The 12,648-nt window shown below is 49.7% G+C and carries 11 protein-coding genes; 4 read left to right on the top strand and 7 right to left on the bottom strand.

Annotated features, from left to right (window positions below):
- Positions 1-43: 43 nt before the first annotated feature.
- The gene (locus WDJ60_RS06860; protein WP_340099410.1) at positions 44-1,522 is read right to left on the bottom strand and encodes a hypothetical protein; all 1,479 of its coding nucleotides are present in this window, start codon (positions 1,520-1,522) and stop codon (positions 44-46) included.
- Between the two features lie 1,414 nt (positions 1,523-2,936).
- On the opposite strand from WDJ60_RS06860, the gene WDJ60_RS06855 reads away from it, so the two are divergent.
- Positions 2,937-3,167 (top strand): DUF8139 family protein, encoded by a 231-nt coding sequence (locus WDJ60_RS06855; protein WP_340099408.1) that lies wholly within the window; start codon positions 2,937-2,939, stop codon positions 3,165-3,167.
- 91 nt (positions 3,168-3,258) lie between these two features.
- On the opposite strand, the gene WDJ60_RS06850 is transcribed toward WDJ60_RS06855, so the two are convergent.
- Together WDJ60_RS06850 and WDJ60_RS06845 are read right to left on the bottom strand one after the other, a co-directional pair.
- Complete coding sequence (locus WDJ60_RS06850; RefSeq protein WP_340099406.1) at positions 3,259-3,549, bottom strand: hypothetical protein; 291 nt, start codon at positions 3,547-3,549, stop codon at positions 3,259-3,261.
- A 259-nt stretch (positions 3,550-3,808) separates the two neighbouring features.
- Positions 3,809-3,988, bottom strand: coding sequence for a hypothetical protein (locus WDJ60_RS06845; protein WP_340099404.1), 180 nt, complete (start codon positions 3,986-3,988; stop codon positions 3,809-3,811).
- 114 nt (positions 3,989-4,102) lie between these two features.
- Between WDJ60_RS06845 and WDJ60_RS06840 the strand changes: the two genes are divergently transcribed.
- Both WDJ60_RS06840 and WDJ60_RS06835 read left to right on the top strand, forming a co-directional pair.
- Positions 4,103-4,924 carry a PD-(D/E)XK nuclease family protein gene (locus tag WDJ60_RS06840; RefSeq protein ID WP_340099402.1) on the top strand — a complete coding sequence of 274 codons (822 nt, stop codon included), beginning with the start codon at positions 4,103-4,105 and terminating at the stop codon, positions 4,922-4,924.
- A gap of 424 nt (positions 4,925-5,348) precedes the next feature.
- On the top strand, positions 5,349-5,969 hold the full coding sequence (locus tag WDJ60_RS06835) for a tyrosine-type recombinase/integrase (RefSeq protein ID WP_340099399.1): 621 nt from the start codon (positions 5,349-5,351) through the stop codon (positions 5,967-5,969).
- Between the two features lie 28 nt (positions 5,970-5,997).
- Here the strand turns inward: WDJ60_RS06835 and WDJ60_RS06830 are convergent, their stop codons facing one another.
- From WDJ60_RS06830 to WDJ60_RS06815, 4 genes are all read right to left on the bottom strand, one after another.
- Positions 5,998-6,633, bottom strand: coding sequence for a hypothetical protein (locus WDJ60_RS06830; RefSeq protein ID WP_340099397.1), 636 nt, complete (start codon positions 6,631-6,633; stop codon positions 5,998-6,000).
- Positions 6,634-6,636: 3 nt separating this feature from the next.
- Positions 6,637-7,287 carry a hypothetical protein gene (locus tag WDJ60_RS06825; RefSeq protein ID WP_340099395.1) on the bottom strand — a complete coding sequence of 217 codons (651 nt, stop codon included), beginning with the start codon at positions 7,285-7,287 and terminating at the stop codon, positions 6,637-6,639.
- Between the two features lie 261 nt (positions 7,288-7,548).
- The gene (locus WDJ60_RS06820; RefSeq protein WP_340099393.1) at positions 7,549-8,940 is read right to left on the bottom strand and encodes a hypothetical protein; all 1,392 of its coding nucleotides are present in this window, start codon (positions 8,938-8,940) and stop codon (positions 7,549-7,551) included.
- The gene (locus tag WDJ60_RS06815) at positions 8,933-9,364 is read right to left on the bottom strand and encodes a hypothetical protein (protein ID WP_340099391.1); all 432 of its coding nucleotides are present in this window, start codon (positions 9,362-9,364) and stop codon (positions 8,933-8,935) included. Before WDJ60_RS06815 ends, WDJ60_RS06820 begins: the two co-directional genes overlap by 8 nt.
- A gap of 341 nt (positions 9,365-9,705) precedes the next feature.
- On the opposite strand from WDJ60_RS06815, the gene WDJ60_RS06810 reads away from it, so the two are divergent.
- A complete protein-coding gene (locus WDJ60_RS06810) occupies positions 9,706-11,301 on the top strand; it encodes a hypothetical protein (RefSeq protein WP_340099389.1) in 1,596 nt (531 codons plus the stop codon).
- Positions 11,302-12,648: the final 1,347 nt, after the last annotated feature.

Here is a 12,648-nt window from a genome sequence, read left to right as displayed (position 1 = left end):
TTTGATCTGTAGAACCGGGCTCTCATAACGGATCCTTATCTAATCAAAGATCGTCTGTCGTTTCGGCTGTTCTCAATTCTCCAAACGTCGTATACAGCAATCCTTGCATTCTTGATGAGGCCTCACCAATCGGGATCGGCTTTTCGAGTTGATATACGTCGGAAAATTCGATGACCTTCTTTGAGTCATCAATCTCCTCAGTGTCACGGTCAAGGTCTCGTCCTTCGATGAATTCGTTTTTACTGATGATGTCCTTGACGACGCCGATGAGCTGGATTTGCTGATAGGGACGGTTCACGTAGATGCAGAAGTACTCGGGTTCAGATGCGATATTAACGAAGCCCCATGCGTTGTGCTCGGCAATGAAGGGCAGACCTCTGTCGAAATCACTCGCATACACGCCAACTTTAGTCGAATCCTCACCCGAGATCGAGTTCCAATCTGTGACAGGGAATAGTGGGTCACCCGTTTCCCCATCCACGACAGTATCACCATCCAACATCTCAATAGAAACTTCACGACTTCCGGTATTCACAGGATCCTCTGTTGTTGAGATGGAATCCTGCAAATCACGTGCGTCATCAGCTGTCGCAACGATCGTCTCGGTGAACTGCTTGAGCGTCTCTTTGCTGGCATTCAGTTCAGCGAAGACACCGTCCACTACCTCTTCCCCATTCGCCATCTCTTCTCCTTCCCTGTTCGTTGGTTCGGAATTGAGGATGTGTCGGGTTGGACCAGCCGGGATCGGTAGGTCATCAACGGTGAGGTGGCCATTCCCGAACAACACCTGGATAACATCTCGAAGATGATCGCGGGCACTGACATCAGCGACAAAATGGACATCACCGTTCCTGAATTCGACTCCGGTTTCCTGTTCAATCACGTCGTATGGGTCGGTATCGCCGTCAGGAGGACCGGTTGGCGTCATTTCCGCCAGCCTTTCATCCACTGAGTCGAGGAATTCTGCAATGCTGTCCTTGGTAGGCTGCTCTGCAATTTCCCCAACAGAATCCGTGACAAGATTCACAATGTCGTTGGATATCTGCTCGTGGTTTTCTTCGAGTGCCTCTTGCGCCCGTCGAATATTGTTGATGCGTTTCAGGCGTTCGACGTAGGTTTCATCGGTCACTTGGGACTTGGAGAAGATATTGATGAGAGCCGCGTATTCCGGGAACTCGGAAAGAGTAATTCGATCAATTAGTTGTGTCTCAACGTCCCCATCTTCATTCACAAATCTGCGGTAGAGTTCATACACCTCACCGTTGGTCAGGATTCCCAAATCGACGTTGTCCAACAAGAGGTATTCCTTAAGTTGGTTCTGATGCTTCTCCTGAAGGGCGGTTCCCTGTGGTTTTGCCTCAACGAACAGTTTCGATGTACCCGCGGGCAGGAATGCATAATCGACGACATTCGTGTTGTGGTCACCGAACTGATACTCCATGTTGCCGTCCTGTGGGATTTCCCACCCGAGAAGATTCACAAAGTCCGTAATGATAGCAGTCTTTGTCTCCTCCTCGTTCATGTTTGGATTATTTTCGATGATATCTTTTTTCGCCTCAGCAAAACGTCGTAACTCCTCTCTCGTTAGCTCAGACGGCGAATCAGCCGATGTACTCATAAGTTATGTACCATTGAGTAACGCGGTCCTTAAATAGGACTGTGTATGCTGGACTGTCTCAGACAGATTCAGTCAACAACTTTCTATAGCTGTTGCGGAGACTCGGACCTTGATACCAATCGGTGATTGATGAAGTGGGTCGCAATCCAGAATTCGCGTACTGGCAAGAGAAGCCACGACCTGTTATGACAGATGATGAAGACAGCGAGAGTATTGATCCCGTTGATGATAATCTGGATCCTGAGACACTGCGAGCAGTTCAGAAGCTAATTCGGGGATTTCCTAGTTCATCGCCGACTGAATCTTCACCAGATTTGATCGACTATCGTGAAGGGAGACGCGATGCGTTCGGTGCTGTCTTGTCGGTAATATCCTATTGGTTGGATGAGATTGTGTCTGATTCCGGTAGAGACTGTTGTAACAATGAGGACTCCGAAGAAGAGAGATAGTCCGACAAGACGGTATCGGCCGAATCTTGGCTCAATTACCGATTGAACAAGTAAGAGCAGGGACAAGGGATCAAGGAAGAAGTCTGTAAGCGATACGGGCTTGTAAATACTGGAAACCTGCAGCAAGACAAACCAACTCATGTTCATCGCAAAAGATGATACCTTCCGGTACGTTCTCAGAGGTTCGCAAATCAGGACTCAATCCGTCGTCCAATCGACTCTAACTTGCCCGGTATGTGGTGAAGGAGTCGATTTTAACCCCTCACCGGAACATCCCCTTGATTATTTCCGTCATGCGTCGCCAGACTGTTTCAATTCTGATGGAGCATCTGATGAGCATCGATTTTGTGTAGAGATTGCTGTTGAAACGATCTCAAACCGCCTTTCGGAGGTCTTTGGCGACTCGGTCCAAATCGACATCGATGTCGAACGGCGGGTGGGAACTCCATCGAATTTCGTCATTACGGACGTTCGGGTGACAAGTCCTATTCAGATTTCGGCGGAGATCTTCTACCGGGCTGGCGATCTCGCCCTCAAGCGCCGTATTTCCACGCTGTCTGCTAACGATTATCGCACGTTCTTAATCTTCCATAGTGGTGGGGTGCATGACCCTCACCTAATTAATAGGTATATGCGAAGGATTTCTTCCCTTAACGTCGGGCGATTCGATCCCCACACGAGGGAAATGATTCTCGGTGATCTCTTTTCTCGTGATCAGATTGATTTCAATGCAGGAGATGATGTTCCGAACTACATGATTTTTCACTGGTTAGACAAATTCGTAGCCTGTCGTAGGATGAGTCACCGACCCCTGTTCGTTTTCGCTACCAGTCGTAACTGTCACAGCAGAGCAGCAGAAAAATAGACCAATGAGACGATTTGAGGTAGGGGATCGGGTTCGGATCGATATTCCCGATACGGACGATCCCGATCACGAGCGACTCCATCGAAAACACGGTACTATCGTCGAAATAATCGAGGATGACGCTGGCAAAGAGACAGGGGATTCACGCGACTCGCATCTGTTTGCCGTCGAGATTGATGAGAGCACAATCGAACACCTGCGATGGAGAGACCTCCGACCTGCTTCAGACCAATAACTGTGCTCTACCTATGCGATGAATTCTATGGCACGCCCGAATTCGAAGTAAGGAAATCCTCTAAGCCACAGCAACTGTGGCCTGTGAGAAGCTATGCTTCCAGCCAAGATTCTTTGTCGTAAGCATCCTCGTCGCCAAGAAAGATTTTCTTGTCTGTGCTGCCGGTCCATCCGATGTCAACGTCCAGTCGTTCAGCTGCGGCAACTAATTCACGGGCGATCTCTAATTTCGTAGCAGCAGCATCACCGGCAGTTCCGTAGCCGACTGCGAGTCGGTCAATGGCATGCGACTGTGCGACGTAGTAGATGTACGCACCAGTATCGATGTCGTAGGTGGTACACCCGTTGCAGCCGCCGGCGACAATCTCTACTTCACCATCCAATGCGTCACGTGCAGCTACAAGGACGGCATGGAATCGCGCTGCAATTTTATGCCCATCTCGGTAGAGCCCGCAGGCAGTGTCTTTCTTGTGTGTGTGTCATCTGTTTCTATCGTGTCTACGTGGCTAGTTCTTTGTACCATGTATTCTCCGTAGCGTGCTGCCTGTTGTTCAGTGATCGACAGCTGATCAACACAAATACGTTAAAACCAACACGCTCGGATAAACCTCTGGCCTGGCAGCAGGGACATACAGGATCGGATCAGTCTTTTCCAGAGGTCGTAGTGTGCTCAGGATCCCACCAGACGATTGCTCTTGCCCCAACTTTTTTCGATTCGAGGGTGCCCTCTTTTTCTAGCTTCTCCAAACGGTCACGGATGCCTCGGGGAGTGAGGTCGAACAGATCGCGCTTGGCCACGATACAACCGGCGAACCACTCCATACAGAGTGGTTTGACGCGAACGACGCAGAAATCGGGGAAGAAGCTGATTTCGACCGCTACCGGACAATAGACCGTGATTTCGAGGCCGACGACGGGCCACGCCGTCGCTACAGCGTGACCGGAGATATCCTCTCGTACCGACGGTGCGCCAGACAGTACGGACATTTCACGGACTTCGGCTTCTCGCCAGCTGGGTCGGGACAGCTCTACTTCGGTCAGGTGGTACACCGGACGCTGGATCGGATTCACCAGCAATACAAGGGACAGATCGAAGGCAAGGAGGCGGGTGTGGTTCCAGACGAGGGAACTGTCGAAGAGTACTTTGAACAGGTAAGCGAGTCGCTGGTCTCTCGGGGAATCTACCCGATGAGCGAGAAGGCTGAAGAGAAAGCGCTTGAGTACATAAAACGGTTTAACAGCCAGATGGGCGATGAGTTGTATCCTGCCGTGAAGGACACTGAGCACCAACTCAAGCGCCAACACGAGGATTTCGTTCTGCAGGGCACTGTAGACGTGCTAACACGGTCTGCTGTTGACGACGATAATCCCAGTGACTGGGAGATTTGGGATTACAAAGCGTCTCAAGTTCCACCGGAGGACAGCCAAGACATGCAGAACTATCGGTTCCAGATGCAGGTATACGCGGGGTTATTCGAACTGAAAAACGGCGACTTGCCCTCCCGCGCAGTACTGTACTTCCTTGGCGAGAGAAATCCCGAAGACGCCATGGTCGAGATTTCATTCACCCGGGATAAAATTGACCGTGCAATCGAGATATTCAGTAACACAGTCAACAATATCGAGGACAGTCGGCGCATGGAGTCGTGGCCCGCTCCAGATCCGGAGGAGGCACCGACAGAGGAGACTTGTGCCGACTGTGACCTCCGGTGGGACTGCCCCGCCGTCGAAGGGAGATATCCACTACGGACCCCTTGAGTATCTACACAACCTCTAAACACTGATACGAGGGGATCTTAATCATCTCGCCACTACGAATTCCCTTTCCAGCTCTGCCCTTCTGTATAATCCTTAGCTACAGAAACTCCTGTTCCGTCTTATCTTCCTACACCCCAAAGACTTCATTTCGGGTGTTTGTAGAGATGAACGGCAGCACACCACTGCGGCCCGGAAAACCCGACGCACCACCGTCGGGTTTTGCGCGGGTGAGCCTCGGCCACCACACCGAGGAATCACTCTCTCTTGGGGAACCGGCTAGCCCATATCTGAGCGACCGGCAGTTTGTCGACGTAACCCCACCTACTTCAATGCTCGCACACTCTCTGAATGTAGGAGTCTATTAGCAAACTCCCACATTCAAGTGGTCTGGACGATACCTCGCTTATAAGCAGCCAAGCAGCCTATGTCTCCAAAAACAAATTCCAACATTCGTGCGAAGGTGTGGTTAGAGCCCGCCCAAGTAGATTCACTTCGGAACGCGTGCTACGACAACTCGTTCGCATCCTACCTTCAGCAACGAAACGATGCGATCATCGGACTACTATACGACAGCGGGTTACGCGTCGGTGAACTCGTCCAGCTTGACGTCGGTATGCTCCGCGACAACAACACTGCTCTCTACCTACCAGCACATATTCAGAAGGACTACCCGACTGAGAACTCTCCCAGTGCTGTGACGATGGACTTGAATAGTGGCACCACACGAACGTTGAACTCCTACTTGGCCTCACGATGGAAAGAAACGGACTCGCTTTTCCCATCTAGGAAGTCGAATCGGATCACCGAACAAGGTGTCCGATATATGCTCCACGCCGCTGCTGAGACCGCTGGTGTTCGACCATTTAGGCTAGATGGCAGTCGTGGGGACCCAAGTGATGTAACGCCACACTCCTTGCGTCACAGCGTTGCTTACCGAATGCTCCATGAGAATAACGGGAACACTCTATATGATGTTCGCAACCGTCTCAGACACCGCTCTATCCAAACAACGGAGCGTGTCTACGATCACTTCAAGAGGGTCTAATATGAACACACCGCATGCACAACTACGATCACAAAATGTAGCCAGGGCTGTCCACACAACTCGGTAGTTTCAAATCGACCATATCCGCTGTTATTCTGGTTCCGAAAGAGAGTTGATTGAATTCAGGAACGAAGCGTCCTACTTCGATCGGACCATACTCCTGCAGACTCTCATCAAAATCTTCGGGTTTGTGTGCTGGCCGATGTTTTCCCGGCTCCACACAAATAATATGACAAGCATAGTCATTATTTAAAATCACTTTGAGTCTCCGGTGCAATCCGCACACTCTACTCAAATGGAACAGTTCAATAACGACTGGTTCTGGCTCCTCAATTAGTACGTCTACTCTTGTCGTACCTCCTCCTGTGATTTCTAATTCGATATCAACAGCTTCTCGATTGTAACCCAATTGAGTACAAGCCATTTTTATTGCTTGCTCACACCCGACTTGATGTACATCAGAATTCTGTGGACGACCGAAACAATCATTCTTCCCACTACTGTGAGTGAAGAGTTCATGCTGGTCTGCCCTCCGGTTAAATTCTACTTCGTCATTACAGAGCAAGCAACGGTAGGTGTCTGTATCTGAGAATAATGACTGCGGGTCCATAACATCCAGTCCAGAAATTAATTGGTCAGATGGTCTGTGTATGGCGGTGAACATAGATTATCGAACCTCTGGCGGCGCAAGATTTTTCATTGAAAAATCGGAACTTGGAACGAACCGTCCCGCCAGTTCAGCAAGTTCCCGCGTCCGCTCGATATCAGATAGATTGTGTTTCAGAAGCGGTAGCCAGTCTCCGTCTTCGAACGCTGTGACCGCTTCTTCACTGTCTGTAAATGGATCACAAGTGTCGTCACCAATGAGTGTATTGTAGATGCCGACCAAGTCATTACCGTTGTTTGTGGCAAACCGGCTTGTAGCCTCCATTGTGTCTGCGTAGGCAATGTCACCGAATGGCCACTGGGTATCATTTCGAATACAGGCGGATCGGAGAAATGGAAGATCAAATCCCCCATTCCAAGTTTCCCCATTGTAGGCTGTGAGATAATGGATATCGCCGTCAATCCGATTATCAGCGAAGTCACCAAGAGTTCGAAGTAGCTTCTCTTCGCTCGCTACTACAGTGAGTTCAGTTTGATTATCTGTACATTGATTGAGTGCTTCTGTGAGGGAGTCAGTGGAGGCGTGACGATCCCCCGTATTTAGTACAATCCAATTGGTCAGTTGGTGTGAGAACCCTGCAACAGTTACTACAGCCTGGTTATCTAAGCCAGAGGTTTCAATATCGAATGCGACTGGTGCAAGATTACCCATGTTGAATAGTAGTCAACGTATGAATATAAATTTCTGCAAACCGGAGTGAAAGTGGTTGAAGGGCCCATAAGGCAAACTTTTAAATTTGTTTGTGTCCCTAGATATGAACCCTAATATAGCATAATGATGGATAGACTGTCCATGCCCATCAATAACAACTTCTTAGTGGAAAGTGGCTTTCAATCCGGGATACAAGGCCACCCAGGGTGAAAGTGTTATAGGTCGTAGAGGACGGGCAATTGATGGCCGCTAAAAGTAACACTATGTCTCTCCGACAGCAGAGATTACCTTGTCATAAACTCCAAATTTATATACAGCATCTAAGTACGGTTCTCGAACATCTCTCTCCCAGTCTTGATTTTCTTTATGTTGGTAAGTTTCACTGTCCGCATCACCGCTGTTGCGATCTCCTCGGATTCGATATTGTCGGACCCTGTCTAAGAGCTCTCCATTATGGAGTTCTGACGATCCTGCTCTGTGAGCATCTGAGAAGAAATGTCGTACGACATGGAAGGTGAATTTCTGTTCGGTACTAAGCCCATGATCCCACAGAACCGGTCTACGGTGTTGTGACCCGCAGTCTTCACATTCGAATACTCGCCCTGTCTTCTCAGCTTCAACAGGGTTCCACTCCACAACAAACCCGCCACAGTTGGGACACTCACTTAGAGCGCGATCCTCTCCGTATATCTTCACACTGTCTGTATTTTCGCTCCAAAACAAGCGGACTCTCATTGCATCAGATCCTAATCGTCCAGGGCTTGATCCTCCTTCTTCCTGCTTTTTATTGGTGAATAGTGGCTGTACCTGTCGTTCAGTCGTTTCCGGTCGCACAAGGAGATACTCAATAAGCGCTGTTTTGAGTTCGCTGTCGATGGGGATCACTGACCCACTTTCTTCTTTCCGTTTGTTCCCTGTTTTTCGTGTTTCTCCATTCTTCTCAGGACCAGGAGTATCCCCATCTGGAATTTCATCATCAGCGTTGAACTCCTCATAAATCAGGATAGAATCTGGCTTATCACGAACACGAGGGTCCAGCGTCACATCATATTTTTCTACAAGATTCCAGAAGACGGGGTGATCAATATGGCAGCACCGAAGGTCGGTATTGATCGTTTCTCCCGCTCTGCTAGCAGTTTTCAATCCGGTGAGATGGAACGCGCGCGCAAATGGAGTGTCAAGCCATTTGAGAAATGTCTTCATCTGGGTGAAAGAGATAAACGGGCGATCGGGGGAATCCCAGTCCCGGTTCTCACGCTCTTCGGAGAGCGTACTGTCCACGGGGTTAGTTCCAATCGCGTTATTATCTACTAATGTAGTGTAGAACTTTGAAAGTATATCGAGGTAATCGATGATGGTACGGTCGCCAAGCTGTGGATCATTGTCAAGATCTTCATTGACAAACTTCCTGATGTCTGTTTCGACAACATCCCGTACACCGGAAACAACATCTGGAACTGACTCAGATTTAGCTAGGAATTTCTCGAATCGGCCAAGTACCATTTCCTCTCTTGAAGCATGGTTTTTGGTCAAATCCTGACTTTTGTGGTATTCCCTAATCGGATGTTCTTTCCATGTCCTCTCTGTTTCCTGCTTACGCTCCCGACGGGCTGGGCTATCTGGTTGCTCTTCTTGTGTGTTACTCTTATTCATCTTTAGTTTGAACAAAACCTCCCTTCACCGTACGCTCTGCCTTTCCCTGCTTATTCAATTCCTCTAATGAATCTAAGATCGCTTCTCGTTGTTCTTCTTTAGTCCCGAAGACCAGCTGGCGGAGATCTGAGAGCTCAACAGCGTCACGGGCACCCTTCACCGGCAACTCACGGAGGACCTTTTCTCTAAGACTATCTTCGATTGTAGTCTGTGAAGATGCAGGTGTAGCTGACTCACCGGTGGTGCCGTCATCCCCAAGCAACTGTGTTAGGCGATCCGCCTGGAACTCACCTGTCTCCCAAAGCATGTTACCAGCCCGAATTCGTTCTCTTCCATATCGAGACTGTGGGATCCCCAACTCCTCTGCTTCATCTTTCCAACGTTGAACCTCGTCATCAGGTCCAGATACACGGATATCCTCCATATATGATGTAACTATCTATGAACGTATATAACCTAGTCCTCAGCTTTCGGCTTCCAAAAAAGTACATATATAATATATAAAACTACTAATATTGGTACGTGATGGGGTTGGATGTATTATTTGAACGCTTTCGATACTGCCGAAACAGAAGAACTAGTTCAATAGTCGTACTGTGAGTCTATCATCCCTACTGACAGTCTGTGAAAAGACAGGTTTTTTATACAAATATATCCACTCTGGGAACAGCGCTATTCTAGGTTTAAATTCTATTCCGATTCTGTGACGGTACTCTTTCGTGTCCATAGTACAACCGTTTTTACAATAACAGGTCACTGGCTGCTATGGACGATATTGAGCGAATTCAGGCGTATATCCTCGGTCGGCTTGATGGCGACCCGCAGGAGAAGGAAGACATCATAACCGCGATCAATGAGAATCGCGGAGATGATCGTGATATCATCGAAACCGCGTTTGAGGAACTGATCAATCGAGACCGCATCCAACCTGGCGACGAGAACCCGCCAACCTACTCCCTTACAGAGGCCGGCGAGGTCAAGATGCTTTTCGAAGGGCCAGCGGTGATGCTGGCGATCGACTTCGTCGGCGTCCAAAACAAGGACCAGCTGGACGCCTACCTGATGGACCTATACGAGGTGGACGAGACGCCGGAGGAGATGACGACAGGAGGAACGAGTACACTCCCGCTCACCTCGCAAGAATGGGGCGAAATAGAAAAGGATCGGGGTGAGTTCGACTCCTTCAACCTGACGGTGATTCAGTTCAACTCCGTCCCACTCGGTTACCACGTCATCCTCTCCGGCAAGCTGACCACGGACTACTTTGATGCCATCTGGACCGCGGACAAAGATGCGAGTCTGGCATCGGCCCGTAACGCGATCCGCAAGGCATGGAGCGACATCTTCGATGGGTTCTCTCTCGGCCTCGTTTCTAGTCACGATGACCCGGTACGGCTCGCCGGGAGGAACACACCAATAACGCTGTCCACGCTCAAATTAGGGTTGAGCGTCAACGAAGCCCTGACGGGCTCCCCCGACGTCACGGATTATCAGCGACTCTATCGTTCGTACGCCTCGCACTTCGGCCGACGCGGGTTTTTCGAGATGCTGGATATCGATCCATTATCCACGAAGTCGGTAATCCCGCAGGCTGCCAATGTGGTCTGTGTTGTCGGTTCGGGAAGCAAGATGTCGCCAGATAACATGACGCACCATAGCTCCTATACCATGATCGAGATTTCCGACCAGCTGGTTCTGGATGAGAACAAGCGGACCCCGCCATCGGCGCTTTCCCTGAGTTCGGACTTTCTAGTGCGGTTCCTCCCGCTGCTTTACCTCTTCAACTGGTTCAAGGGCAAGCAGTTGGAGTTCTGGGATTTGAACGAGTCCGTCCGAGAACTCTCACTATCACGGATCGATGCCGGCGGCAGTATCGATGACATCCAGGACGACATGGAGCACCTGATCGATGCCGACCTGGATTTCACAGAGACGTACTCGCGGGTCCTGTTCCACCAGCAGATCGCGGAGAACTATTTCGAATACCTGACCGACTGGTTCAAGCAGCGGGACCACGGCGAGATCCCGATCTCGGATATACGGAGGATCGACGATACGGAAGAAGCCCAAGGCGTGTTCACAACCATTCTGGACGATATCATCGACGAGATGGAACTGGTTGAGGAGAACTACGAAGGCCTGTTTGACCGGTACTCGGTGACCGCGACCAGCTTGAACCGGCTGTTGTCGTACCAGTCGTCGGCGACGAACATCCAGATCAACAACACGGTGAAGTGGCTGACGGTGATTTTGGTATTTCTGGCGTTGTTCGGCGGCTTCGGCGGATACGAGTTCGTGATCGGCCTCGCTTCCCAGACCTATCAATTCGCAGTAGAACTGGCTGAACAGCTATCCATTTAACCTGTGAAGTCTCGGAAATCCGGCTTTGTTGAATTCCTTAGTCGATGATAGGTTTAAACGGCCTTGCTGCATCTATCTTCTATATCTTTCACGCCAATTTCAATCGATCTGTAATCTGTTACAGGAGAATATGAACTCTTACGCTGATCCCTATAGAACACGCGTGAACGTACTAACTGTCTTCGTCGGTTTCGAACAGATTTAATCTCACGGATTGATTCGGTCAAATTGTACCCCTGCAATTCACCGTTCATCGCTTTCACTACCGCCCGCAGAAAACCCCCCCTCCTCTCTCGTAATTCCATATTCAATCAAGTGATCATCGGCACGCCTGGAGTTCACACCTTTCGGATCGGCAGATTCTCACCGTCAGTGCTCCGACCAGAGGGAGACTCACTCCGAGTGTCTTTTTCGGGAAATCGATGATCGGCTTGATCACTCGCGTTGATATTGTTCCAGAAACTGTCCGACGCTCCGAACGACGGAGCCATCATCTCCGGGCCTGACGCTTCATCGACCTCGTTATCGTTGTGACTCATTATGGCGTGTTATTAATTTACTATGCCCAGGCAGGGGACTAAGAATTCAGTTCTGGGCGGCCAACCTCTGCACAATCAAGACATAGCGGCCTTCCCTCAAGATTCGTTGTCCACACGTTACCGAGGGCCGATCCGCACTTTGAGCACTTAGTCGGAGCCTTGGGAAGACGATACCTATCGAGAATGCTGAATGATTCTCGTGCTGCGGCGAGCTTCTCCTTTGCTGACCTAACAATACTTTGAGAGAATGGTTGCTCGTCAACTGGACTTTGCTCCTCTATGACGCACCGGACATACGCCTCGGCCTCCAGCGACGACAAGAGTCCAGCATCCGTGAGCGCACTAATTGCTTCTCTCCGTCGTGGCAGAGCCGGATTCTCAAACACATCTTCAAGCTCAGATGCCTCTATCGACGAGCTGTTCTGATGAATTGAACCATATTTCTGAGCGTAGTCGTCTGGTCTGAGCTCCCTCTTACAAGCTCAGCTTGTACATTATACAAGAGATTGTATTTTGTATAGTGATAGAACGGAGTGGAGCGCGATGAGCAAACTGCGCCCAAAACTACTGTAATAGCCACGAAGTTGTACATTGTACAGCGAATTGTATATCATATAATGAGAGAGGAGTGTCCTCACTTAACGACGACCACTACCGACACGAAAAAGCCAATCAATGCGTCTCTCAATCAATTCCAGTCCCCATCATTCAACGGGCTGATAACTGCCGTGCTCATTTATACAGATCTATCGTGTTCTGACTGCAACCGACACGTGCCTGGAGCAACCGTTTCATCTGTGCCCTTACC

It is taken from the genome of Salinibaculum salinum, from assembly GCF_037645885.1.
GTDB lineage: Archaea > Halobacteriota > Halobacteria > Halobacteriales > Haloarculaceae > Salinibaculum > Salinibaculum salinum.
This window is presented reverse-complemented; position numbering and strand designations above follow the sequence as displayed.